This is a genomic window from Streptomyces sp. NPDC002265, assembly GCF_040296125.1.
GTDB lineage: Bacteria > Actinomycetota > Actinomycetes > Streptomycetales > Streptomycetaceae > Streptomyces.
The window spans coordinates 37461-62395 of sequence record NZ_JBEOWS010000011.1; the positions used below are offsets into that span (position 1 = coordinate 37461).

Here is a 24935-nt window from a genome sequence, read left to right on the forward strand (position 1 = left end):
CGCTGCGATGTCGACAACACCTCCTCAAAACTACTCCAGAACCGGCTTCCGCACCTGCGGACGGGTGCCGGGCGCAGAGCGAGCCGTAGTTCACATCACGCCGACGCGAGGCGGAAGGCGAGGACAGCCTTGACCATGCCGGCGTTCCAGATGGCTGCCTCAGATGATGTTCAAGCGATCCAGGAACTGCTCCGCGGTGGCTGGGGCGCCGGTGATCTCGCAGCTCTCGCGCCAGGATGTGCGGGTCGTGCCCCACGAGACGAAGTTGCTCGCCGTGCTGCGGACGCGGGTGGTGGCGCCCGTGTCTCCGGGCACGACGCTCAGGTGCTCGTGCGGACCCTGGGCGGGAAGCACGGTGACGGTCGTGCCGCCCGGGCCTGTCAGGTCGAGCACGAGAGGTTCGTCCACAGTGGCGTCGAGTTCGCGGCCCTGCATCTGCGGCAGTCCGGCCAGCATAAACTCGACCGCCGGGGCGATGAGCGCGTCGTCCGGTGGCGGGAGCACCAACGGCAGGGGGCCGCCCGGTGCGAGGAGGTCGTAGCGCAGGTGGCACAGCACGTTGAACGCCATGGTGTCGGCCAGCAGATGCCGGGGGTAGGTGCCGAGGCCGGGGACGACCACCGGCTCGTCCGCCTGTGGCACCTGCTGTCCCTGTTCCAGGATCTCCAGTTGCAGGGGGGTGAAGCGCCGCCACTCGTCGAGTACTTCGTCATGGCTCCAGCCGCGTCGCTCGCCGACCCGCAGATCGTGGTAGCGCTCGCGGTTCTTCGGCCACGAGGGGTCGGGAGCGGGGGGCTCGACCGCCTCGTGCGCCAGCGCCCCCAGGTGTGCGATCACATCGATGACGCGCCAGCCGGGGCAGGCGGATGGCAGCTCCCACGCGGACTCGTCCACCTGCGGCACGATGTCCGCGAGTTGCACGGTGCTCACCCGCGCGGATTCCAGACCGGCCCACGTCATGGTCGCCTCCTGTCCCAGGGCGTCGAACTCAGTGGGCTGTCCGCCGCGACTGCCTGTATGTGGCGGCGACATCCGCACGTCCCATCCCCCGGTCCACAGCAACGCCGAGCTGTTCCCGCACGACCTCGGCGATGCCGAGACGCAACCCGGCGACCCGGGCCGTGTCGGTGATGAGCATGGCGTCCTTGGCCGCGGCCTCCAGGGGGAACGACGGGGTGTCCAGGTCGTCTTCGATCATCTTCGGGCCCTTGGTCTGAACGTACCGGCTGTTCAGCGCGCTGCCGTCAATGGCCTCGATGACCTTGTGGGGGTCGATGCCGAGCGCCCGGGCGAGCGTGAGGGACTCGGCGACGCCCTCGACGGTCGCCAGGACCCAGGCGTTGTAGGCGAGCTTCAGGCCGCTGGCCTGGCCGACCTCGTCCAGCCACACCGTGCGGGACCCGACCGCCTCGAACACCGGACGAACGCGCTCCCGAGCGCTCTCGTCGTCGGTGGCGGCCAGCATGCCAAGAGTTCCGGCCACGGCCGGCTCCTTGGTGCCGAGCAACGGCGCGTCGACGTAGATGACACCGAGGCGCCTCGCCTGGTCCGCGAGCCGGTGGGTGCCCTCGGGTGACACGGTGCACGACTGCACCCACACCGTGCGGGGGTCCAGGCCGTCGCGGGCCTGGTCCATCACTTCGGCGACCACTTGCTCGTTGGCCAGCAGGGTCAGGACGACGTCCGCCCCGCGGCAGGCGTCGGCCGGGCTGTCACAGACCACCGCTCCCGTGTCGGCCAGTTCCTCCGCCGGGGCACGGTTGCGGTTCCACACGCGCAGCGCCAGACCCGCCGCCGCGATGTTCCTGGCCATGGCCGCGCCCATGGTGCCGATCCCCAGCACCGCCACCACGGGTCGGCCATGTCCGGAGGACGCCGGATTCGAACTGTTCATCGTCGCGCCCTCCGTCCCGTCACTCGCCGACCCAGACGGTCTTGGCGTTCATGAACTCGCGCATGCCGAGGTCCGCCAGCTCACGGCCGTACCCGCTGCGCTTCACGCCGCCGAAGGGGATCTCCGGATAGCTGGTGGTGTTTCCGTTGTTGACTTCCTCCCCCTCCTGAAGGAGGGGGATTCCTACAGCTCGCGCCGTAGGGGTTTCTGCTTCATCGCCGACTGCCCGCCCGGAGTACTCCGTTGAGGTCTTACACCGGCTCCACAGACAGACGCCGTCAGCCCGACGGCCAGAATGTTCTTCGCCGCGTTCACGTCCCGATCGTGGGTCGCCCCGCAGTCACACGTCCACACGCGGACGCCAAGCGGCATCCTGTCCTGCAGGGTGCCGCACGCGGAGCACAGCTTGGAGGACGGGAACCAGCGATCGATCGCGATCACTTCGCGGCCGTACCACCGGCCCTTGTACTCCAGCATGCCCCGAAACTCCGACCACGCCGCATCACTGATCGCGCGGGCCAAGTGGCCGTTCTTCACCATGTTCCGCACCACGAGGTCCTCGATCACGATCGTTTGATTTTCACGAACGAGCCGAGTGGTGAGCTTGTGCAGATGATCACGCCTGCGGTCGGTGATCCGGGCGTAGACCTTGGCGACCTTCCCACGCGCCTTGCGGCGGTTGGCGCCGCCACCCCCGGCCTTGCGGGCAAGCCGGCGCTGGGCCTGGGCGAGACGGCCGCGGTCACGGCGCTCGTGCCGAGGGTTGAAAACCTTCTCGCCGGTCGAAAGAGTCAGCAGGTGGTCGAGCCCGATGTCGATGCCGACGGCCGCTTCGGTGGCAGGCAGCGGTTGCACGGACGGGTCCTCGCACAGCAGGGACACGTACCAGCGTCCGGCCGCGTCCTGCGACACGGTCACCGTGGACGGCAACACGCCCTCAGGCAGCGGACGCGACCACACGATATCGAGCGGCTGCGCCATCTTCGCCAGGGTCAGCCGGCCGTCCCGGAACCGGAACGCGCTGGCGGTGTACTCCGCCGACTTCCGAGACTTCTTGCGCGACTTGAAGCGCGGATACCTGGCGCGTTTGCCGAAGAAGTTCGTGAACGCCGTCTGCAGGTGCCGAAGGGCCTGCTGGAGTGGCACCGAGGAAACGTCGTTGAGATAGGCGAGTTCCTCGGTCTTCTTCCAGGCCGTCAGCATCGCCGACGTCTGGTTGTAGTTCACCCGCTCCTGTCGCATCCACGCTTCGGTGCGTGCCGCAAGAGCGAGGTTGTAGACCTTCCGCACGCAGCCGAACGTACGCGACAGCTCGGCTGCCTGCGCATCGGTCGGATAGAAGCGGTACTTGAACGCCCGCTTCACGTGGGTGGCCTCTTCACGGCTCATATAATACTTCGTCAGCTTGTGAAAGGATGCCGGTAGCTGGGGTGGACGCCGTTCCGCCCTGGCGGCGAACCGACTTTCCCTGCCCCGCTACGCGGGAGCTTCGATTCCCCCCTGCCTGAAGGCCGGGGTATCCACCATGGAAGGCCCCGATGAAGGCCATGCCTGCTGCACGTCCCTCACGAACAGCTCGCGTTCGGCCTCGTCCTCGCTCCACAGGTTCGATCCCAGTCCGTAGGGATGGCCATTCCATAAACACCCAAAGGTGCTGAAGTCATGCGCTTCATGAATCGGTCACGAGTTGCAGCCCATGGGGAAACTACTCGCGATTGAACCATAGGTTCAGATCACGCGGAGCCCGGCACCGTGTATCCGAGCGGGCCAGGCCAAAGGCAGCTCTCGACCGGTGCCGGTGTTCGAATTGCTCGGGCTGGGTACCGTGCGCGGGCACATCGACGTCGCCTGCGCCCTGACCAGCGCATGCCTCGATTCGTTGCCTGCGCGGTCCTGATCGACCACCGATCACCGATCGTCAAGCCGCGCGAGCATGATCAAGGGCATCACGGACATTCTCGCCGAGAAGGGACTTGAAGCCGCAGGGTACGAGTACGTCAACCTCGACGACTGCTGGGCACTGCCCGAACGGGACTCGGTCGGCAAGCTGGTACCCGATCCGGTCCGGTTCCCGCACGGCATCAAGGCTGTCGCCGACTACGTGCACGCCAAAGGGCTGAAGTTCGGCATCTACACCAGCGCAGGCGCTACACCGATATGCGCGACGCACTGGGAGAGGCGACCGCCGTCACAGGGCGCGCCCCATTGTCTACAGCATCTGCGAGTGGGGCGAGAACAAACCCTGGGAATGGGCGGGGGATGTCGGTCAACTCTGGCGCACCACGCCCGACATCAGCGACAACTGGGCCTCCATGGTGTCGCTGGCGAAGCAGAATCTGCCCCTCGCTCCGTATGAGGGACCCGGCCACTGGAACGACCCCGACATGCTGGAAGTCGGAAACGGCGGTATGACGGACACCGAACCGCACTCACTTCTCGCTGTGGTCGGTCATGTGCCGCGCCCCTGCTCATCGGCACCGATCTGCGCACCGCCACCCCGGACGCACTCGAGATCCTCGAGACCCGCGAGGTCATAGCCGTCGACCAGGACCCGCTCGGCAGACAGGGGACCGTCGTCTCTTCCGAGAGCGGCCGCTGGGTGATCTCGATCGTAGCCACCGTACCCGCCCACGGCACCGTCCTGTGCCGGGTCTCCGCGGACGGCCGCTGGGCCAACCTGCCTGCCGCCACGGAACTCGGCATCGGCGATCTTCCGATCCTGGAGGCCGACCGCGCCAGCACCCTCACCACCACCGTCACCAACCTGGGGCGCACACCGGCCTTCAGGACCGATGTCAAGGTAACCGCGCCCGCTGGCTGGCTGGTCGAGGCTGTGGGCAGGCCCACCGAGCCCATACTGCTTCCGGGTTGGACGCGGCCGCTGACTGGCGCGTCACCGCACCATCGGGTGCCCCTGTCGTGCGTACGACCTCGTATTCGCTGCCGACTACCGCTCACCGACCGGCACTCGGGCCGGCAACCGGACGGCCCTCACGGACTACGTCGCCCACCCGCCGCCGGCGGCGGGTGACCCGTTCGCCGGTGACCTGCCCTGGATGAGCGCGCAGAACGGCTGGGGACCCGCCGAACGCGACGCCAGCAACGGAGAGGACCAGGCGGGTGACGGCCATCCGATGACGGTGCGCGGCACCGTGTTCGCCGAGGGAATCGGAACGCACGCGGCAGGCGTCTTCGAGATCTACACGGGCGGCCGATGCACCTCGTTCTCGGCGCGGGTCGGAGTGGACGACGAGAAGAACGGCGGGGGGACGGTCACATTCGATGTCTGAGCCGACGGTGAACGCGTGCTTACGACCGAACGATTGACCAATGCCGACGGGCCCGAGCCGATATCGGTCGGCATTGCGGGAGCGCGGACAGTCCAGCTCGTCACCACCGACGGCGGGGACGGCATCACCAACGATCACGCCGACTGGGCGGAGGCCGCGTTCAGGTGCTGAGACGGCGGCACGACCGGGAAAGTCCCGGCCCGAGTCCGGCCGACCGAGTCTGAGGAGAGCGCGCCGCACACGGGTGATCGCAGGAAGACAACGACTGCTCACACCTCCGCCTCCGTGAAGCGGTTCAGGCCGAGGGCAGCGAGCAGGCTCAGCTTCTCGTAGTCCTCGGTGCGTGGTGTGGCGGTGAGGACGAGGAGAGTCTGGGACTGGTCCTCGGTGAACAGCGCCTGGCAGTCCAGCTCGATCGGACCGACTTCGGGATGCAGGAGTGTCTTGTGGTCCTCGAAGCGCTGCGCGACCTCGTGCCGGTCCCACAGTTCGGCGAACTCCGCGTTCGCCTTCTGGAGGGTGCGTACGAGGTCGCCGGCGCGCGAGCCCGGTCCGCGCAGCCCGTGGGCGGCCCGCAGATTGGCGACCTGGGCACGGCTCTGCCGATCGTGGTCGGCCTCGGGGTAGATCGAGCGCTCCGCCGGATCGGTGAACCAACGGTAGATCGCGCTGCGGGCGAACCCGGTGTGCCGTGAGGCGTCCCCGAACAAGGCGATGGCCATCGGGTTCTGCACCAGTGTTTCACCGAGGTCGGTCAGAATCATCGCGGGCGTGTCGTCGAGCCGGTCCAGCACCCGCAGCAGCGCGGGGGCGACATGCGTGTGGGCCGACAGCGTCGTCGGCGCGTGGTGCCCGGCGATCCGGTACAGGTAGGTCCGCTCGTCACTGGTCAGCCGCAGGGCGCGGGCGAGCGAGGCCAGCATCTGAGCGCTGGGCTGCGGACCACGCCGCTGTTCCAGCCGGGTGTAGTAGTCGGTCGACATCAAGGCGAGGGAGGCCACCTCCTCGCGCCGCAAGCCCGGGGTCCGCCGGCGCGGGCCGGGAGGAAGTGCCACATCCTCCGGCTGAAGCGCCTCACGGCGGCGGCGCAGGAAGTCGGCCAGGGCTACTCGGTCCATGGAACGATTGTCGTCCGTCCCCCGCGGACGAACCAGGGATCGCCGGTCCCCCGATAAGTGGTCCCTGCACACGCGGCCGCGGGCCGGTGAGGATCGGGGCATGAACATCTCCGGAAACACCGTCTTCATCCCCGGCGCCACCAGCGGCATCGGCCTCGCTCTCGCCCTCGCGCTGAAGGCGAGGGGCAACACCGTCATCATCGGCGGCCGACGCACCGAACTCCTCGAACGGATCGCGGCCGAGCACCCCGGCATCGGCACCGTCCACATCGACACCGCGGACGCGGCGAGCATCAGCACCGCCGCACGGCAGGTGCTGGCCGCGTACCCGGACCTCGACGTCCTGGTGACGATGGCCGGAGTCATGCACCCCGAGGACTGGCGCAAGCCCGAAGGGTTCCTCGCCACCGCCGAGTCCACCGTGACGACGAATCTGCTTGGTCCGATCCGGCTCATCGCCGCGTTCGTCGAGCACCTCCAGACCCGGCCGGACGCCACGATCATGACCGTCTCCTCGGGCCTGGCATTCACCCCGCTGAGGATCACACCGAGCTACAACGCGACGAAGGCCGCCATCCACATGCTCAGCGAGTCCATCCGGTTGCAGCTCACCGGTACCTCGGTGAAGGTCGTGGAACTCGAACCGCCGGCCGTGCGCACAGCGCTGATGCCCGGCCACGAGGAGAACGCACACGCCATGCCGCTGGACGAGTTCGTCACCGAGGTGATGGACCTGATCGAATCCCAGCCGGAGGCCAGGGAGATCCAGGTCGAGCGTGTGAAGTTCCTGCGCTACGGAGAGGCCCGCGGCGATTACGACCAGGTCGTGGAGACCCTCAACGCGCCGCTGCCGGCGCACCCGTAAGCGGTTTCGTCCGCGGCCGCGAGCGTACTGACGCGGTGGTCCCCCGGAACTCTCCGGCAGGGGCTGTCAGGCGGCACGTGGCGTGGCGAGCGTGGTGGCGGCGACGGCTCCGGCGACGAGGGCGGTGACGTGGGCCTTCTTCACGGCGGGATTCCACGTCATGTGCGGGCCCCGCTCAGAGCCGAAGCTGCTGGTTCGGGCGGGAGATCCGATAGTGCGCGATGGACCAGCTGGTTGCGCCTCTCAGTGGTGACGCAGCCGGTCGCGGCACCGGTTCCGAAGGGGAGGCGCACGATGAGCCCGCCGATGACGGGGAGGTTCCTGCGGCCGGTCGAGACCGGCACCGCCTGCCCCAACCGGCCGCGTTCCGGAGGCCGGCCGCTTCGGAACCGGCCCCCATGGCAAACAGGTCCCGCCTGGAGTCATGTCCGGATGTGAGGCCGCCATGGCACAACCGCACGCTGCGCCCTCCAGGACACAGGCATAACGTGGCTGGAGTGAAACGGCGCCCGGCCGTGCCGTCGGCGTCGGGCATCGGCTTGCGATGAGGAAAGAAGGCGATCCACACAGTGGCATCGCGATCCCGCACCGGACAACCGGTGATCAACGACTTCGATTTCGGCCCGAACGCATGGTTCGTGGACGAACAGCACGAGCGTTATCTGCAGGACCCGGACTCCGTCGCCCCGGCATGGCACAACCTCTTCTCCTCCGCATCGGGAGTGAGTGCGGCATACCGTGACGAGAGCGCCACCACAGGTGACGACATCGAGCAGGCCGCGATCAAGGCGGTCCGCGTAGCGGCGCTCATCCACGCGTATCGCGTCCGCGGGCACCTGATGGCCGACACGGATCCCCTGGCGACGGAGCAGCCGCTCACCCCGCCCGAACTCGACATCGCCGCGTTCGGACTCGTCGAGGAGGACCTGCCCCGGACATTCGTCGTCGACGATTTCGCCGGGCAGGTCACCATGAAGCTCGACGACGTCGTGCACGTCCTGCGGGAGTCCTACTGCCGCACCATCGGCGTTCAGTACATGCACATCCAGAGCTCCGACGAACGTTGCTGGGTCCAGGAGCGGATCGAAGCGCCCCTGGCACGACCGGACCGCGCCGAACAGTTGCAGATCCTGTACCGGCTGGGCGCCGCGGAGGCATTCGAGAGATTCCTGCACACCAAGTACGTGGGTCAGAAGCGCTATTCGCTCGAGGGAGCCGAATCGGCGATCGTCCTGCTGGACGCCCTGCTGCACCGCTGCATCCGTCACGGGGTGCGAGAAGCCGTCATCGGCATGGCCCACCGCGGCCGGCTGAACGTCCTGGCCAACATCGTCGGCAAGTCGTACGCCGAGATCTTCCAGGAGTTCGAGGACACGATGGACGTCCAGTCGGTCCAAGGCTCCGGAGACGTGAAGTACCACCTCGGCGCCGAAGGAACCTACCGGGCCCTCAACGGCGACACCATCGCGGTCTCCGTCGTGGCGAACCCCTCCCATCTGGAGATCGTCGGGCCGGTGACCCAGGGTGTGGTCCGCGCCAAGCAGGAGACGGCCGCGGACGGTGACGAGACCCTCGCCGTGCTGCCCGTCCTGATCCATGGCGACGCCGCGTTCGCCGGTCAGGGTGTGGTGAGCGAGACCCTCAACATGTCACTGCTGCCCGGCTACCACACAGGCGGAACGGTTCACCTCGTCATCAACAACCAGCTCGGCTTCACGACGACTCCCGCCCACGGCCGCTCCAGCGTCTACGCCACCGATGTGGCACGAAGCGTCGAGGCGCCCATCCTCCACGTGAACGGTGACGATCCCGAGGCTGTCGTGCGCGCCGCACGGCTGGCGTTCGACTACCGCCAGACCTTCCACAAGGACGTCGTCATCGACCTCGTGTGCTATCGGCGCCACGGGCACAGCGAGGTGGACGACCCGTCCATCACCCAGCCTGCGATGTACGACCGCATCGATGCCGTGCCCTCCGTGCGCATGCTCTACGCGGATGCGCTGCTCCGCCGGGGCGAGGTGAGCACACGGCAGGTGGAGGGCGCACTGCAGGACTTCCGGGGACGCCTCGAACGTGCCTTCGCCGAGACCCGCACCCCGCCCGGCCCATCCGCCGCGCAGACAGCCGGTGACGCCGGTGGAGCGGGTTCGTACGAAGTCGCCACCGCGATCTCCGAGGCCGCGGCGCGCCGCGTGATGGCCTCCCAGACCGACCTGCCCTACGGCTTCACCGTGCACCCCCGTGTGCTGCCGCAGCTGAACGGACGGGTCGCGGCGCTCGACAGCGACACGATCGACTGGGCCGCCGCGGAGACCCTCGCCTTCGGCTCCCTGCTCCTCGACGGGGTTCCGGTCCGTCTGACCGGCCAGGACACCCGCCGCGGCGCGTTCGGGCAACGGCATGCCGTGCTCACCGACCGGCACACCGGCGAGGAGCACACACCGCTGAACACGCTCGGCACACAGGCGCGCTTCGCGCCCAACGACTCCTCTCTGTCCGAGTTGGCGGCGCTCGGCTTCGAGTACGGCTACGCCCTCGAACGACCGGACGCGCTGGTGCTCTGGGAGGCGCAGTTCGGCGACTTCGCGGACGAGGCCCAGACCGTCATCGACGAGTACATCGCATCGTCGGAGCAGAAGTGGGGGCAGCGCTGCGGAGTGACGCTGCTGCTGCCGCACGGGCTCGAGGGCCAGGGTCCGGACCATTCCTCGGCCAGGATCGAACGGTTCCTCCAACTCTGCGCGCAGGGGAACATGAGTGTCGCCATGCCTTCCGTGCCCGGCAACTACTTCCATCTGCTCAGGCGTCAGGCCCTCGGTGCACGGGAGAACAAGAGGCCCCTGGTCGTCTTCACCCCGAAGTCGATGCTGCGCCTGAAGTCGGCCACGTCCACGCTGGCGGACCTCACGACGTCCGGCTTCCGTGCGATCCTGCCGCAGGAGACGGCTGATGCCGGCCGGATCAAGCGCGTCCTGGTGTGTTCGGGCAAGATCTTCTACGGCCTCGACGCCTACCGGCGCGCCGAGGACGCGGCCGACACGGCCATCATCCGCGTGGAGCTCCTCCATCCGTTCCCGGAGAGGGAACTGGGCGCGGAGCTCGCTCGTTTCCCCGCCGACGCCGAAGTGCGGTGGGTGCAGGAGGAGGCGGAGAACCAGGGGCCCTGGATGTTCGTGGCTCCTCACCTGCAGCGCCTGACGGGCCGTCCCGTCACCTGCGTCAGCCGCCCGCCGGCATCGGCGCCGGCGGTGGGTTCCGCCCGCCGGCACGCCGACGAGCAGAAGTCGCTGGTGGCAGCCGCCTTCCGATGAACCGCCGTCCGACGGGAGCGGCTTGTGTACCGAGGCATCGCGGAGCGACCATCGACAGCGATACGTACCCGACCCTGGACGATGTCGTCGCCGAGCACCTGGACGTCGTCTTCGTGGGGATCAATCCAGGTCTGGCATCGGCGGTTCGGGGCCACAGCTTCTCGACGCCGGGCAACAGGATGTGGCCCGCCCTCCACCGCTCGGGTTTCACGCCGCACCGGTTCCGGCCCGAGCAGGAACGCGACCTGCTCGGCCTGGGCCTGGGTATCACGAGCATCGTCCGTCGGCCCACGGCTCGGGCATCGGAGCTCACGGCCGCCGAGTATGTCCAGGGGGGTGTGGACCTGGTGCGGCGTATGGCAGCCCTGCGTCCGAAATGGCTCGCCTTCCTGGGCGTCACCGGGTACCGCGCCGCGTTCGGGGCGGCAGACGCGGGCGTGGGCCGACAGTCGGCGGTCATCGGCGGAGCACGCGTATGGGTCCTGCCGAATCCCAGCGGCCTCAACGCGCACTATCCGCCCGCGGCACTCGCGGTCGAGTTCGCCAGGCTACGGGTCGCCACCGGTCTGCCCGATCGTTCGGGCCTGATCGGCGACGGCCCGTTCGGTCAGCCGGCCGGTTGACGGTCGGCATGGCCGCGCAGCCACGTGCGCGCTGTTCCCTCCGCCTCGGCAAGCCGGGCGCGTCCCACGCCGGTCAGGGTGACCTCGACCGTCCTGCGGTCTCCCGCACGGCGATCGCGTTCGATCAGTCCGGCCGCCTGCAGCCCCTTGAGCACGAAGGTCATACGGGTACCCGATTCCTTGAGGGACGCCGTCAGCTCAGCCACGGGCACAGCCCGCCCCTCGGCCGCGCCGACGACGCCGAGAACCAGGTACTCGTGCAGCGACATACCGTGCAGCATCCGGAGCTCTCCATGCAGCAGCGCGAGGCTCGGCAGGAAGGTCGGGGACTGTCGCGTGGTGTCCGACGGATCAAGGGTGCTCATGACGGTCTGCAACCAGGTCCGGTACGACTCCGATGGCGCGCCTGACGGACACGACGGCCTCGGATCAGGACATGGAGGCACCTGGCTCGCCAACTCGACGTGACACAGCTCGCTCAGCGCACCGCTTTCACGGTGGCCGTCCGGGCCCGCACAGTCGCATCGCCAGAACATGACGAAATGCGCATCCCGGTAAAATGCTCGTACGGCGAAAGCGGCCGAAGGGTGCGTCATGGGCAGGCAGATCACCTACCGCAGAATGACCGAGCCGACCTCCGACCAGGACGGTGATGGAGGCCGGCGCGTCCTGGTCGACCGGCTCTGGCCGGAGGGTCTTCGGCGGCAGGCTGCTCCGACCGACGAGTGGTTGTCGGACATCGCACCGTCCCGTGAACTGCAGGACTGGTACGGCCGACACCTACTGCAGTTCGACGAGTTCCGTCGCCGTTATCTCACCGAACTGACCGACCAGGGACATCAGCACGCGGCCGCCCGGCTGCGGGGGATGGCAGAGCGCGGCAATCTCACCCTGCTGACCGCCGCCCGGGACATGGATCACAGCCATGCCGCCGTCCTCGCGGAATGGCTCACCGACGACCAGGACCGTGTGCAGCGCCCGGACACCCGTCCTCCCGGCCCGGAGGCCACGGACCACACACCGTCACCGTCCGGATACCGCGCGATCCTCTCCGCGGTGGTGACCAACTTCAACCCCGCGTCGCTCTCGTTCGTCATGGGCACCGGAATCGTCTCCACCGGTCTCTACGTCAACGGCGCCGGCACGGCCTCCGCGGTACTGCTGTGGGCGGCTCTGGCAGGCTTCGCGGCCCTGGTGCCCGCCTGCGGCTGGTGGATGCTGCGCCGACGCCGACGCTTCGTGGCGGCCTTCGTCGGGCCGCGGTCCTTCGTACTGCTCACCCTCGCCATCTCCTCCAACGTGCTGGCGGCGCGTCTCGTGCTCGACGGTCACACTTCGGTGGCCGCGGCGTTCCTGGCGTTCGGGACGCTGGGATGGCTGGTGCTGGACTACGCCGTGCCACTCGCGCTCATCACCACCGTGAAGCGGGCCCCCTCGCTGGACCAGGCCAACGGCACCTGGTTCCTGTGGGCGGTGGGCTCCGAATCGGTGGCGGTCGCGGCAGCCGCCCTGGCCCGGACCACGCACGGCCAGGCCCTGGCCGTACTGGCCGTGGTGTGCTGGGGCATCGGCCTGCTTCAGTACCTGCTGACGGCCCCGATAGTCCTGACCAGGCTGCTCGCGCGTCCCGTCCAGCCGGATGGTCTCCTGACATCCGTCTGGATCTTCATGGGGGCGGCGGCGATCGCCGTACTCGCCACCGTCCGGATCATGGCGCTTCCACCGGGTGACACGCTGCTGTCGCGTCCGCTGCTGGTCGGGGTGGCCGTCGTGCTGTGGGCCTTCTCCAGCTGGCTGATCCCGCTCCTGCTCGCCCTCGGGGTCTGGCGGCACGTGCTGCGCCGCATCCCGCTGCGTTACGAGGTCGGCTGGTGGAACCTCGTCTTCCCCATCGGTATGTACGCGGTCACCACCCACGAGTTGGGGCGCGCGGCCGGAACCTCGTGGATGACCGGTACGGGGCGTTGGGAGATCTGGCTGGCCGCAGTCGTGTGGGCCATGGTGGTCGCCGCGATGGCGGCCGCACGGTTCCCCCGCGCGACGAGTGGCCGGAAGTCCGGTACCGCTCGAGCACTGCCGTAGGTGTGCCGGTGATCCGGCCGTGCGCCCTCGGCGCGAAACCACCGGCTCCCGTCACGGTGCCCCGCGAAGGCGGTCGGTCGCACTGGTGGAACACACCTGTCCTCACCGGCCCGCACAGCCTACGGCGCCTCGATGTGCGCCAGCAGCCCCTCACATGAGGACATGGTCAACAAGCCTTCCCCTGACCGAGCCTAGGCTCCGAATCATGGATCTCTCGCTGCCGACCCGCCCTTCGCGGCTCACCGCAACCACGACGACACGTCCGCGCCTCGGCCCCACCTGGTTCGCGGCGGTGATGGGCACAGGCATCGTGGCCGACGCAGCGACATTCCTCCCATGGACCTTTCCCGGGCAACGGACGGCCGCCACGGTGGTCTGGGCGGGCGCCGGGGTCCTGCTGGTCGTGCTGGCCGCGTACTACCTGCGGCAGAAGGCGATCCGTTCCCACGCCGCCGACCCGGCGCTGGCCCAGTTCCTCGGCGCTCCGCCGATGGCGCTGCTCACCGTGGGCGCCGGCGCGCTGCTGCTCGGCAAGGACCTGATCGGGCTCGACGCGGCAGTGGCCGTGGACTGGGTCCTGTGGCTCACGGGTACCGCACTCGGCCTGGCCACCGCCTGCACGGTGCCACACCTCATGGTCACGCGGCACCGTTTCGCCCCGGAGGCTGCGTTCGGCGGCTGGCTGATGCCGGTGGTGCCGCCGATGGTCTCCGCCGCGACGGGTGCGCTGCTGGTGCCCCATGCACCGGCCGGCCAGCTGCGGCTCAGCCTCCTGCTGGGCTGCTACGCGATGCTGGGCCTCGGCCTGGTCGCGACGCTGCTGATACTGACCATGATCTACGGCCGTCTGGTGCACCACGAGGCACCCACCGGGGCCGCGGTGCCCACCGTATGGATCGGCCTGGGCGCGCTGGGGCAGTCCGTGACGGCCCTCGGCGCGCTGGCATCGGCGGCACCGAGTGCGCTGCCCGGGCCCTACGCGCGTGGTGCGGAGGTGTTCGCGCTGGTGGGCGGCATCATGGTGTGGGGCTTCGCCATGCTGTGGCTGACCCTCGCCACGGGGCTGACGATACGGACGGTCCGGGCCGGTCTGCCGTTCGCGCCCACGTGGTGGTCCTTCATCTTCCCGATGGGTGCCGGCGTCACGGCCACCGGGACACTGGCCTCCCGCACGGGCTCGGCGCCGCTCGACTGGGTGACCGCCGTGCTGTACGCGGTTCTTGTCCTGGCCTGGCTGGTGGTGGCGGGCCGGTCCCTGCGGCACGCCATACAGCACCTGCGGCGCTACGCCCGCCGGATCGTCGTCTGAACCCCGGGAAGTGATCGACCGGAGTCGGTCTCGGCGTAGTGGGGCTCGCGGCCGGCGGCGGTGCCGCTCGGGGCGACGCAGCAGGCGGGCGTCCGCATCGTCCGACTACCCCGAAGCCCCCGCCGATTCCGGGGCCTGGTGTCGCACGCCCGTCGTCCGGAAGCTGGTGCGAAAAGCGCCGGGCGTGACGCCCAGGTGTCGTACGAACGCTCTGCGCAGCGACTCGGGAGAGCCGAACCCTGTGCGTCGCGCCACCACCTGCATGGAGTCGTCCCCTGTCTCCAGCAGTACTTGGGCGGCCTCGACCCGCACCTGTTCCACGTATCTGGCCGGCGTCGTCTCCGTTTCCTCGTGGAAGAGCCGGGTCAGGTGGCGGGCGCTGACTCCGGCCCGTCGCGCCATCGCGGCGAGGCTGTGGTTGGCTCCCGGATCCTCGGCCACGGCGTCCAGGACCCGGCGGAGCAACTCCTGCCGGGAGTGGGGTATTTGAGAGCGCACACTGAACTGCGACTGGCCGCCCGGTCGTTGCATGAAGACGACCATGTCCTTCGCCACCGCCCGAGCGACCGCAGCACCGTAGTGCTCCTCCACCAGCGCCAAGGAGAGATCGATACCGGAGCTCACGCCCGCCGAAGTCATCATCGTGCCGTCCCGCACGAAGATGGCGTCCGGCTCGACCCGCACGGACGGGAAACGCAGCGCCAACCGGCGCGTGAAGCGCCAATGAGTGGTGGCACGACGGCCGTCCAGAAGCCCGGCCGCGGCCAGCAGGAACGCTCCCGAGCACACAGAGGCCGTACAGGCCGCCGTCCCGCTCAGTCGGCGGACGGCATCCATCAGTACGTCGTCCTTGATCAGCGTCTCCCACTCCGGACCCCCCGGAATGATCAGTACGTCGGACGGCTCACGGACCTCGTGGGCGGCGCGGTCGGCACCGATGCGGGTCCCGGCCGAGGTGATCACGGCCGCCCCGTCCTCGGAGACGATCTGCACCCGATACCGGCCCCCGAACTCGTTGGCCGAGGCGAACACCTCGACGGGGCCCGTGACATCGAGCAGTCGCACGCCGGGGAACACGAGGACCGTGACGCTCAGCGTTTTCGTTGCAGGACGGTTGCCGTTCATCGGGCGCCTCCGGGCCGTACGGACGGGCGTCTCGGACTGTCCGGCCGCTGGGAGGCCCGCGGTGCCCAGCGCCTCACTCGGCCCATGCTCCGTCCCCGCAGTCGGCCGGCGCCACGACTTGTCCCCTCCCTGCTGAGAGGCACAGCCTCCGAGCGCCGCTCGGGAGAGCACTCTCGCGTTCTCCGCCCTGTCGGCCGCCGTACCCGAGCGCACCACGCCCTGGATTCGAGGTCCGGATCCGCACACCGGCACGTGATCAGCACCCGACAGGAAAGTCGACGCTCTTGCCGCCGTATCGGATGGCCAGCTCGAATCCTCCACCGGAACCGGTGTACATGCCGTGGATCCCTATGGTCTGGCTTTCCCCGGCTGCCACCGACCCCGACGGGGGATCCACGGTCACGCCGGACAGCGAGTCGGCGCCGGTGGCGTCCGCCGTGTCGGTCAGGGCCGCGGTCCACTCGACCGGGCCGTCGGACGCGAGGACCGTGACCGAGCCGTCGAGGGCGGTGCAGTCGGCGGGGGCGATGCCGGTGGAGCCGGCGGCGGAGAGGGTCGGCTCCTCCGTGGGAGTCACCGGCGGTGTCACCTGGTCGGTCCGGGCGGTCAGGGCCACTTGGGAGGCCGGGTCCGGAGTGTTCTGGTGGATGACGAACCGCGCGGCGTAGTCGGCCAGTCCGTCAGTCCGCACGGCCCAGACCCGCAGCCTGCAGTCCTGTCCCGGCGGTATGACCTTGTTCTCACAGTCGTCGCTCCGGTGCCAGGCGGCGGCGCCGTCACCCTCGAACGCCATGGAGGTGAGCCGCAGATCTGCGCTGCCCGTGCTCCTGATGGTGACCTCCTGTCGGCACTCCTTGCCGACGCAGGACAGTTCGAGCGAGGCCGGGGACACCTCGGCGCCCGCGTTCTTGTCGATCTTTTCCGGGCCCGTGTTGGAGATGGGAAGGGACGGGAGGTCCCAGTCGTCGCGGTACTTGTCGTACACGGACCGGACCGTGGTGCCTCCACCCCCGTCGGAGGGTCCGTGGGCCAGCGCCGAGAGGGGTTGGCCCAGGGTGGCCTCCAGCGTCGTGATCGACGCGAAGGGGAGGGCGAGCGCCACCACGGCCAGAACGGCCTTGGCCGATCGGGCGGCCAGAGCGGTCAGCGCCATCACCACACTGGTGCCGGTGATGCCGGCGAACGCGGCGAGGTCACCGAAGTGCGCCAGAACCGCAGAAATGATCAAACCGACGACGGCCTCTACGAGTTGAGTTCGAATGATGCGCCCCATGACTGCCTTTCTGCACATGTGCGATGAGGAAATCCCGAGCAGGCCGGTGCCTGCGGAACGGTTGCGTGGGGAGTTGCCGCTGGGTGGGCGGTCCTCCGGACTCGTCGCGCATCCCCGGCGACGGACAGCGCGCGGGCGGCGGTGAGCCGGCGGGATCCGGCCGCGACGACGCACGAGCCGGTGCGGTGAGCGAAACGCGGGCGCGTGCGACACCGCCGCGGCCCGGATCCGTGGAGGTGCTACGCCCTCACGTGAGCGCCGATTCCGGAGCCGTACGGGACAGGACCAGGCCGGTCGTGACGACGGTGACCAGGATGAAGACGGCGACGACCGCCACGACCCACGCCGGGACACCGGTGACGAACAGTGCCGGGAGCGCGGTGATCGCCGACAGGATGCGGCACCCCGCGACGACGCGGGAGCCGGTGCGGTTGCCGGTACGCCAGGTGTAGACGACGGCGACGAGGGTGATCAGTCCAAGAACGACGTCGGCGACGATGATGCTCGTCGGCGGCCCTGCCTCGCCGCTGCCCGGCGCCAGGACGTCGCTCACGGAGCTCGTGTCCATCAGCCCGAGTACGGCGGCGAGCCCGAGGCCCACCTGGTTCTTACGGCTGAGCGCGGGCCGCACCGCTTCCTTCCGGCTCATGTCGGTTCCCCCGTCCGAGTGTTGGGGCCGTTCACGCGACGGCCGATGAACCGACTGTCGCGGCACGGCCCCTTGGCGCGCATCGTCAGAAGCTCCCGCCCACCCGGGAGGATTTCCCCGCCATCAGGGACCGTGAACTCTCCCGGCCGGGAAGTCCGTCGGCCATCATCGGGACATGACCTCCCCCGCCGGCCCGATCCGGGTCCTCATCGCCGACGACCACCCCGTCGTACGACGCGGTATGAGCGCGCTGCTCGCCTCGCTGGACGGCGTGGAGGTGGTGGCGGAGGCGGCGAACGGTGCAGAGGCTTTACGTGAGGCCCAGTTGAGCCGGCCCGACGTCGTCGTGATGGACATCCAGATGCCCGCGCTGGACGGCGTCGAGGCGACCCGGCGGATGACCGCACTGCTACCGGACGTGGCGGTGCTGGTGGTCACCATGTTCGAGGACGACGAGACGGTGATGTCCGCGATGCGCGCCGGTGCCCACGGCTACATCCTCAAGGGCGCCCAGCAGGAGGAGATCCTGGCCACGCTGCGCGCGGTCGCGGCGGGGCAGTACGTGATCACGCCCGGGGTCGCGACACGCCTCCTCGACCGCCTCTCCCCCGCGCCTGCGCGGGCCGTCCCGTTCCCCGAACTGACCGACCGTGAGCGGGAGGTGCTCGACCGCCTGGCCCGGGGATACTCCAACGCCCGGGTGGCGGCCGACTTGTCGCTGGCCGAGAAGACCGTGTCGAACCGGCTGTCCGCGATCTTCCTCAAGCTGGGCGTGAGCGGACGGACCGAGGCGGTGGTCATGGCCCGCGAACACGGGCTGGGCGGCGGTGCGCCGGAGGCGGCAGGACCGTGAGCGTACGGGTTCTGAGCGTCTGCGCCCCGCTCGCGCTTCTCTCGGCGGCCGACCTGGCCTCCCTCGGCCTCGCCCCGCCCTCGCCCGCCTCTGAGCAGTGGGTGATCTGGGCGGTGATCGTCGGCACGTTTCTGGGGATCTGCTGCGGGACGGTCATCGCCCGACGCCCCGGCGTGGCGGCGCTTCCGTTCCTCGGCGCGTCCGCGGCCGGCCTGCTGGCCGCCCCGCTCGCACTCGCCGCGGGTGCCCACGCACTCGCCGTGGCCCTCACCGTCCTGGCCACGACCGTGAGCCTGCCCCTGGCCGCCCTGCGCGTCGTACCCGAACGACCGCCGTCCCGACTGCTGCTCGGCGTCGACGCGGCCGTCGTCGTCACCGGCACCGGATGCGCGGTGGCCGCGACGACCGATGTGAAGACCGCCCAGGTCACGGCGATCATCGCTGCCGGCACCGTCATGCTCGCCGGAACATGGGTGCTCTTCGAGCTCACGGCCGGGGACGACCGACGCCGCGTGCTGTGGCTGGTGCTGGGTGCCGCCACCACGACGCTGGCCGGCATGTTCCAGTTCGCCGCCGAGAACTCCCTGCCCGTGGGCCCCGTACCCTCGGCGTTGATCACTAGCGCGGTGTCACTGCTGCTCCCCCTCACCATCACCGTCGCGCTCGTGGCGCCGCGCAGGGCCGACGTACGCGTCGTCATCCGCGGGGCGACCGTTCTCATCGTGATGCTGGCCCTGAGCGCGGCCGTGTACGAGGGGGTCGCGGCGGTCTGGCAGATGGTGGTCGGAGCCCGGCCCGGCAAGGGGGTGCCGGCCCTGCTGGCAGCCGCGATAGCCGCCGGGTACCAGCCCGTGAAGCGGCAGGTCGAGGCCGGCATGGACGAGATGCTGTTCGGCAGGTCGGCCGACCCGGTCGAGACGCTGACCCGGCTCGGTACGGATCTCACGGCAGGCGCCCCGCCCCCGAGATGGTTGCAAACCCTGCGCTCCACCCTGGGTGTGCCCGGCATCGCACTGCGCCAGGAAGGAACCACCGTCGGCCTGGCGGGCACCATGGACGACGGCCACACCACCCACATCGCCCTGAGCGCGGGGGCCGACCACGTGGGCGACCTCGTCGTGTGCCTCCCGCCCGGTCACCTGCGGCTGCCCCAGGCCGCCACGGCGGTGCTCGAACTCGTGGCGGTACCACTCGCCCAGGCCCTGCACGCCGCACGGCTGAGCGAGCAACTGCGTGTCTCCCGCGGCCGGGTGGTGACCGCGCTCGAAGAGGAACGCCGCCGGATGCGCCGGGATCTGCACGACGGTCTCGGCCCGGCCCTGACCGGCATCGCCTACACCGCGGACGCGGCCGCCAACCTCATGACCGCCGACCCGGAGCGTGCCGTCCGGACGATGCGTGGACTGCGCGCCGACATAGGCGACGCCATCACCGAGATCCGCCGGATCGTCTACGGCCTGCGACCTCGGGCCCTCGACGAACTCGGCCTCGTCGACGCAGTACGCCAGCGCATCGCCCCGCTGTGTGCCGCGGACGACCGGGCTCTGACGGTCACGATCGACGCTCCCCCACGGCTGCCGCCGCTCCCGGCGGCCGTCGAAGTGGCCGCGTACCGGGTGGCGGTGGAAGCCATCACCAACATCGCCCGGCATTCCGACGGCACCGTCGCCCACCTGTCCGTGCGGCTCACGGACCCCGCGCTGCTGCGCGTGACCGTCCGCGACAGCGGCCGGTGCACCGTGCCGTGGACACCCGGTGTGGGCATCCAGTCCATGCACGAACGCGTCGAAGAGATCGGTGGCGCACTCACCATCGAGACCACCCCCGAGGGCGCCACCGTCACGGCCGATCTGCCGCTCGCCATCCCCGCCCCTGAGACGCCCTGGGATTGACATGCCGAGAACGTCCTGCGCACCTCACTTGCGCATGGGCTCGAGGGCTGACCTGGTCCAACAGCAGGCGTGTGGCCTCGTCGGGCTCGACTGCTGTCACCGTGGTACCCGCTGTTCCCCGCTCGATCTGGTGCGGTTCTCGGTGCGGCGTCCTGAGCACTGCCGTACAGGTGCGGTCTTCAGAGAAGACGCCACTCCCAGCACCATGGCTCCCAACGGCCGCCCGGCGCCTCCACGTTCCCGGTTGCACGCTTGACGATCACTTCTTGACCCCAGCAGTGAACTTGGTCTCCGGGCATGAGCAGCAGAGGCGGGTGCCAGTGCCCGACGCTCACAGCACACACGACGGTGCCATCGGTCTGCCGGGGCGAGGAGCCGGTGCATGTACGGAAGTCAGCGCTCCGCCTTCCGCAGGATGCCGGACCGCGCGAGACTGCACCATGACATTCCCGGGACGGCCGTCGCCGCCTGCGCCACGGGAACCGGACGCCGCCCTGACCGGCCACCGCAGGGCGGTGAACGCGGTGGCGTTCAGTCCGGACGGACGGCTGCTGGTGTCGGGAAGCACTGACCGCAGCGTGATCCTCTGGGACGTCACGAACCCGGCCGATCCGACCCCGTCGGATGTCCTCGTCCACGAACGCCCCGGCTGGTTGTCACGCGACGGCTGGCGGCAAGGCGGTGTCCACGGGGTGAGTTTCAGCCCGGAGGGACGGTTCATCGCCTGCGCCAGCGACCGCACCGTGGTCGTCTGGGACCTCTCCGACCCGGAACGGCCGAGCCGGTGCGCCCGCGTCACCCACCATCGGCGTCTTTGGCGATCAGGTCCCGTCACATCGGTGATGTTCAGTCCGGACGGACGGTTACTGGCCTCGGGTTGCGACGGCGCCAAGAACACCGGCGTCCAGTGGGATGTCAGCGAGCCGGCCCATCCGGTCCGGACCGCCGTCCTCCGACCACAAGCACGCACTTGGCCAAAGGCGTTGTCCTCGGGCGGGGCGCCGGCCGTCCATTCGGTGGGATTCCGTCATGACGGGCGGCTACTGGCCACCGGCAGCGGTGATCTGGGAGTCGTCTCGGGCACCTACGGGTCGTGGCGGCAAGGTGCCGTCACGGTGTGGGACGTCACCGACCCGGCCCATCCCGTGAGGACGGGCGCAGGCACCCTCCCCCCGGCCAGTGGTGGGGACAAGGGGCAGATGTATGCAGTGGCGTTCAGTCCGGACGGCCGGTTGTTGGCCTCAGGATGCGAGAACGCGACCGTGACCCTGTGGGATGTCACCGACCCCACGCATCTGACCCCGACCGCCCATCTCACCGGCCACCGCAAGGCCGTACGGAGTCTGGCGTTCAGCCCGGACGGACGGATGCTCGCCGGCTGCGGCGTCGACACCACAGTGAGATTGTGGGCAGCGAACTGACGGTCCACGCCGTTTTCCATGCTTCCAGCGCCAGGGCAGAGCTTTCGGCCCGGTCGGCATTCCGTCAAGGGTTCATGACCACCATCCAGCCGAGGTTCTCACCCTCACCGAAGACTCCTACCGGACCCGTAAGCGACGCGAGTTGCCGGCCAAGGAGAACCACGCGCACCACGGCTGAACTACCAACCCATGTCCCGGGCGACTTCGCTCTGAGCCGTCGCGATGTCCTCGGCGGTCGCCCCGGTCACCTCGGCGTCCGCGGCCCACTCCAGCCGTGACAGCAGATCGGCCAAGACTTGCTTCTGAGCAGGATGGTTGACCGGCACCGAGTCGAGATCCGTGGTCATCAGCCAGTCGAACAACACGATGGCATCCGCACGCCATAGGCGCACCGACACGGTCGGGAGATCCTCTTCCATACGCCCATGATGTCGGGCAGACCGAGCCGCTTGACCCAACCGCAAGCCCCCGGCGGGCAATTCTGCGGGACTGGTGGGCGTTCAGTTCTGCGAGAGCGTCGACACGCCCGGGAAGTGGCGGCCTCCTGCGGGTACATGCGCTGCAGGTGCGCCGCAAAGATGTCAGCGATCGGGGTGGCGATCTTCGCATCGCCGATCGCTTCGGGGATACGCGCAACCGTGACATACGGCAGTCGGCCGACCGGAGCCTCGACCCTGTCGATCGTGCAGTGGGCCTCTTCGTCGTCGGACTCATACACGCGCGCTCGTGTGACGATCCCGTCTTCCGCGGCCAGCCAGTACGCGCTCGGCCGCGCTTCCTCGGCGGGGAAGAGAACCCCGGTACCTGTCGTACGGGTGAGAGCGCAGGCCAGTTCGCACTCGGTGGGCCGAGAGTGCACCGATTCCCGCACGTAGATGTCCAGGCGAGTGGACACGTCACACTTTGCGGAGCAACACGGCGCGGGCGGCGTGAAATTCACCCGGAAGGCGAAGCGGCTCTCAGGCTGCGACGGGCAGGGTACGGCCCGGTCCGTCCGTGGTTCCGGTCAACTCTCGGCCGCCGCGGCCGCGATGGTGACCACTGCGGTGCTGGGCACTTCCTGACCGTTGTCGTCGAGGAACCCGACATGGACGGGCCGGCCGGTCGAGCGAGTCCGCCGCAGTGCGGAGGGGCCCGATGGGCGTGGACGGTGGACGTCGCCCCACTGCTGGAGCGCGATCAGCACGATGCGCAGGTCGCGCCCCGCCTCTGTCAGGTGATAGCTCTGCCGAGGCCTGCTGCCCGGCTCCTGGTAGGTCTGCGTCTGAAGTACGCCGGCCTCGACAAGTAGCTTGAGACGGGAGCTGAGCAGGTTCGTTGCGATGCCGAGGGATGACTGGATCTCGGCGAACCGGTGTCTGCCGGCGAAGATCTCGCGAAGCACCAGGAGTGCCCAGCGTTCGCCGAGAATCTGCAGGCTGCGCTCGATGGAGCAGGGTGGCTCGTCGTTACTGGGCCCTGACCGCTGCCGTCCGGTTGACATCGTCCACCTCCCACGCACTGGCGCCCGCGGCGTAGGCACCACGGCGCACCAAAGTCTTCGCCCCTCTGGATTGTATGTCGCAATTCAGGCCCGCGGCCGCCGACGGTGGCACACCTCCGCCAGGACACTCAGCTCCGGCCCAGCCGTCTGACTTGCAAATCAAAATTCAGCCGCTAGAGTCGCATGCCATGAGCGGTGAGCTCCTTGCGAGCCGCTCAGCCACAGCCGACCACGCAAGGCCGTTCCCGGATGGAGCGGCTGCGGCCGCCGAGCCGGCCTCCCCCTCGCGTTCCTGCCGGTCATACCCGGCCGGCCGACGACCACGTAACCATGAGCCCGCCTGGACAAGGCGTGCCTGCTACAGAGGAACTCACCATGCAAATCAAGGGATCGGTCGCCCTGGTGACGGGCGCCAACCGCGGCATCGGCCGCGCATTCGCCCGCTCGCTGATCAACCACGGGGCTGCGAAGGTCTACGCCGGCGTCCGCGACCCGGCCAGCGTGACGGATGCCGATCTGGTCCCGCTGCGCCTGGATGTCACCGACCATGCGCAGGTCACCGCAGCCGCCGCCCTCGCAGACGACGTCACCATCGTGATCAACAACGCGGGGATCGGCGGTGCAAGCACCCGGCTCCTGGAAGGCAGCTTCGACGGGGCGCGCCAGGCGATGGACGTCAACTACTTCGGCACCTGGGCGGTGGCCCGGGCCTTCGCTCCGGTTTTGGCCCGCAACGGTGGTGGAGCACTGGTCAACATGCTCTCGCTGGCGTCCTGGGCCGGCCAGCCGCAGTTTCCCGGCTACGCGGCCTCCAAGGCCGCGCAGTGGTCACTGACGGACGCCCTGCGACAGGCCCTGCACGCGCAGGGAACCCTGGTGGTCGGGGTGCATGCCGGGTTCGTCGACACGGATCTCAGCGCCTGGACCGACGCTGCGAAGATCAGCCCGGCCACGGTGGCCGAGCTGACCATGGACGCCCTGGCCGGCGACCGGTTCGAAGTCCTCGCCGACGAGGAAACCCGGCGCATCAAGGCCGCCCTGTCGCAGCCGGTCAGCGTGCCCTCCGGCGTCTGACCGCCACACGCCGGACGGCCTGGGGCCGTCAGGCCCGCCCCGGCCGAAGCACGAAGTCCGTGCCGGGACCTTGCGGATCCGACCGACTGCAGCATCCCCCAAGCGCCCACCCGCTCCGGCGGGTCATCCGACGCAACAGGCGCCCGTATCGACACGCCCCCTCGTGCCGGGACCGGCTTCACGAATGTCCGTAGCCGGAGACCATTTCGGGACGTGTCTGTGCGTGCGTTCGCCGGTCAGGCAGGGCGGCCGGACCCAGCGGGCCGTATCAGCAGCCGGCACGGCCCGCTGGTCCGGCCACCCGGTGGTGGGTCGCTCCGCAGCCGCTGCGGCCGCCCGGTCGCACGGGGATTGGTCTGGTGCTGCGCAGCACCCTGACCCGGTCTCCGGCTTCGCCCCCCGGATGTGAGCGCACACGTGCCGGGCGGGCGTGATGCGTCCTCAGATCTGCTGCTGCTTCAGGACCACTGCCTCGGCAGCCTGATGCAGCAGTACCTGCAGATAGCGGATGTCGGGTCGCCTGGAGGTACCGCTCCGCCCCGCCGCCCGCGCTTCGAGCCCTGCTGCTCGTCCATGGCACGGGACACTAGGGTCCGTCTTCAAACGGATCTTGCCCAGAGCAGGAATGACGCGAGACTGACCGCTGCCTCGTAGGAGGTGGCGGTCTTGTCGT

The 24935-nt window shown here is 69.3% G+C and carries 21 protein-coding genes and 3 pseudogenes; 13 read left to right on the forward strand and 11 right to left on the reverse strand.

Going from position 1 to position 24935, the window contains the following annotated elements; all coding sequences use genetic code 11:
- Positions 1 to 159: 159 nt before the first annotated feature.
- The 4 genes and pseudogenes from ABT085_RS03685 to ABT085_RS03700 all read right to left on the reverse strand — a co-directional run bounded on the left by ABT085_RS03685 (position 160) and on the right by ABT085_RS03700 (position 3283).
- Positions 160 to 960, reverse strand: coding sequence for a maleylpyruvate isomerase N-terminal domain-containing protein (locus ABT085_RS03685; protein ID WP_351601463.1), 801 nt, complete (start codon positions 958 to 960; stop codon positions 160 to 162).
- Between the two features lie 28 nt (positions 961 to 988).
- Positions 989 to 1894 carry an NAD(P)-dependent oxidoreductase gene (locus ABT085_RS03690; RefSeq protein WP_351601466.1) on the reverse strand — a complete coding sequence of 302 codons (906 nt, stop codon included), beginning with the start codon at positions 1892 to 1894 and terminating at the stop codon, positions 989 to 991.
- A 19-nt stretch (positions 1895 to 1913) separates the two neighbouring features.
- Positions 1914 to 2042: pseudogene (locus ABT085_RS03695) on the reverse strand (aldehyde dehydrogenase family protein); the annotation flags it as partial.
- Positions 2043 to 2077: 35 nt separating this feature from the next.
- Complete coding sequence (locus ABT085_RS03700) at positions 2078 to 3283, reverse strand: RNA-guided endonuclease InsQ/TnpB family protein (protein WP_351601469.1); 1206 nt, start codon at positions 3281 to 3283, stop codon at positions 2078 to 2080.
- Positions 3284 to 3827: 544 nt separating this feature from the next.
- Here ABT085_RS03700 and ABT085_RS46630 point away from each other — a divergent pair.
- The 4 genes and pseudogenes from ABT085_RS46630 to ABT085_RS46645 all read left to right on the forward strand — a co-directional run.
- Positions 3828 to 3998: pseudogene (locus ABT085_RS46630) on the forward strand (glycoside hydrolase family 27 protein); the annotation flags it as partial.
- A gap of 112 nt (positions 3999 to 4110) precedes the next feature.
- Positions 4111 to 4431, forward strand: coding sequence for a hypothetical protein (locus tag ABT085_RS46635; protein WP_502982617.1), 321 nt, complete (start codon positions 4111 to 4113; stop codon positions 4429 to 4431).
- A gap of 62 nt (positions 4432 to 4493) precedes the next feature.
- Positions 4494 to 4925, forward strand: coding sequence for an NEW3 domain-containing protein (locus tag ABT085_RS46640; protein ID WP_502982613.1), 432 nt, complete (start codon positions 4494 to 4496; stop codon positions 4923 to 4925).
- Between the two features lie 25 nt (positions 4926 to 4950).
- Positions 4951 to 5355, forward strand: a pseudogene (locus ABT085_RS46645) (NPCBM/NEW2 domain-containing protein).
- A 98-nt stretch (positions 5356 to 5453) separates the two neighbouring features.
- On the opposite strand, the gene ABT085_RS03710 reads toward ABT085_RS46645, so the two are convergent.
- Positions 5454 to 6302: a helix-turn-helix transcriptional regulator gene (locus tag ABT085_RS03710; RefSeq protein WP_351601471.1), complete on the reverse strand. Its 849-nt coding sequence runs from the start codon at positions 6300 to 6302 to the stop codon at positions 5454 to 5456.
- 100 nt (positions 6303 to 6402) lie between these two features.
- Here ABT085_RS03710 and ABT085_RS03715 point away from each other — a divergent pair, with 100 nt between their 5' ends.
- The 3 genes from ABT085_RS03715 (at position 6403) to mug (ending at position 11101) form a co-directional block, all read left to right on the forward strand.
- A complete protein-coding gene (locus ABT085_RS03715) occupies positions 6403 to 7167 on the forward strand; it encodes an SDR family oxidoreductase (RefSeq protein ID WP_351601474.1) in 765 nt (254 codons plus the stop codon).
- A gap of 599 nt (positions 7168 to 7766) precedes the next feature.
- The gene (locus ABT085_RS03720; protein ID WP_351601517.1) at positions 7767 to 10478 is read left to right on the forward strand and encodes a multifunctional oxoglutarate decarboxylase/oxoglutarate dehydrogenase thiamine pyrophosphate-binding subunit/dihydrolipoyllysine-residue succinyltransferase subunit; all 2712 of its coding nucleotides are present in this window, start codon (positions 7767 to 7769) and stop codon (positions 10476 to 10478) included.
- Positions 10475 to 11101 (forward strand): G/U mismatch-specific DNA glycosylase, encoded by a 627-nt coding sequence (mug, locus tag ABT085_RS03725; RefSeq protein ID WP_502982614.1) that lies wholly within the window; start codon positions 10475 to 10477, stop codon positions 11099 to 11101. The genes ABT085_RS03720 and mug overlap by 4 nt, the downstream gene beginning before the upstream one ends.
- Here the strand turns inward: mug and ABT085_RS03730 are convergent.
- Positions 11086 to 11478 carry a MarR family winged helix-turn-helix transcriptional regulator gene (locus tag ABT085_RS03730; protein ID WP_351601477.1) on the reverse strand — a complete coding sequence of 131 codons (393 nt, stop codon included), beginning with the start codon at positions 11476 to 11478 and terminating at the stop codon, positions 11086 to 11088. The genes mug and ABT085_RS03730 overlap by 16 nt on opposite strands.
- 217 nt (positions 11479 to 11695) lie before the next feature.
- Between ABT085_RS03730 and ABT085_RS03735 the strand changes: the two genes are divergently transcribed.
- A complete protein-coding gene (locus ABT085_RS03735; RefSeq protein ID WP_351601480.1) occupies positions 11696 to 13183 on the forward strand; it encodes an SLAC1 family transporter in 1488 nt (495 codons plus the stop codon).
- 205 nt (positions 13184 to 13388) lie between these two features.
- Positions 13389 to 14492 (forward strand): TDT family transporter, encoded by a 1104-nt coding sequence (locus tag ABT085_RS03740; RefSeq protein ID WP_351601483.1) that lies wholly within the window; start codon positions 13389 to 13391, stop codon positions 14490 to 14492.
- A gap of 105 nt (positions 14493 to 14597) precedes the next feature.
- Here the strand turns inward: ABT085_RS03740 and ABT085_RS03745 are convergent, their stop codons facing one another.
- From ABT085_RS03745 to ABT085_RS03755, 3 genes are all read right to left on the reverse strand, one after another.
- The gene (locus tag ABT085_RS03745; protein WP_351601486.1) at positions 14598 to 15617 is read right to left on the reverse strand and encodes a GlxA family transcriptional regulator; all 1020 of its coding nucleotides are present in this window, start codon (positions 15615 to 15617) and stop codon (positions 14598 to 14600) included.
- A gap of 256 nt (positions 15618 to 15873) precedes the next feature.
- The gene (locus tag ABT085_RS03750) at positions 15874 to 16845 is read right to left on the reverse strand and encodes a hypothetical protein (protein WP_351601489.1); all 972 of its coding nucleotides are present in this window, start codon (positions 16843 to 16845) and stop codon (positions 15874 to 15876) included.
- 292 nt (positions 16846 to 17137) lie between these two features.
- Complete coding sequence (locus tag ABT085_RS03755; protein ID WP_351601491.1) at positions 17138 to 17539, reverse strand: hypothetical protein; 402 nt, start codon at positions 17537 to 17539, stop codon at positions 17138 to 17140.
- Between the two features lie 175 nt (positions 17540 to 17714).
- On the opposite strand from ABT085_RS03755, the gene ABT085_RS03760 reads away from it, so the two are divergent.
- The 3 genes from ABT085_RS03760 to ABT085_RS03770 all read left to right on the forward strand — a co-directional run bounded on the left by ABT085_RS03760 (position 17715) and on the right by ABT085_RS03770 (position 21705).
- Positions 17715 to 18392, forward strand: a complete 678-nt coding sequence (locus ABT085_RS03760) for a response regulator (protein WP_351601494.1) — start codon at positions 17715 to 17717, stop codon at positions 18390 to 18392.
- Positions 18389 to 20284 (forward strand): sensor histidine kinase, encoded by a 1896-nt coding sequence (locus tag ABT085_RS03765; RefSeq protein WP_351601497.1) that lies wholly within the window; start codon positions 18389 to 18391, stop codon positions 20282 to 20284. Before ABT085_RS03760 ends, ABT085_RS03765 begins: the two co-directional genes overlap by 4 nt.
- A 440-nt stretch (positions 20285 to 20724) precedes the next feature.
- Positions 20725 to 21705, forward strand: coding sequence for a WD40 repeat domain-containing protein (locus tag ABT085_RS03770; protein WP_351601499.1), 981 nt, complete (start codon positions 20725 to 20727; stop codon positions 21703 to 21705).
- Between the two features lie 179 nt (positions 21706 to 21884).
- Here ABT085_RS03770 and ABT085_RS03775 read toward each other — a convergent pair whose 3' ends face one another.
- Complete coding sequence (locus ABT085_RS03775; protein WP_351601502.1) at positions 21885 to 22124, reverse strand: hypothetical protein; 240 nt, start codon at positions 22122 to 22124, stop codon at positions 21885 to 21887.
- 587 nt (positions 22125 to 22711) lie between these two features.
- Entirely contained in the window at positions 22712 to 23188 is a 477-nt protein-coding gene (locus ABT085_RS03780) for a winged helix-turn-helix transcriptional regulator (RefSeq protein ID WP_351601509.1), read from the reverse strand.
- Positions 23189 to 23563: 375 nt separating this feature from the next.
- On the opposite strand from ABT085_RS03780, the gene ABT085_RS03785 reads away from it, so the two are divergent.
- A complete protein-coding gene (locus tag ABT085_RS03785; protein ID WP_351601511.1) occupies positions 23564 to 24262 on the forward strand; it encodes an SDR family oxidoreductase in 699 nt (232 codons plus the stop codon).
- Positions 24263 to 24935 lie beyond the last annotated feature (673 nt).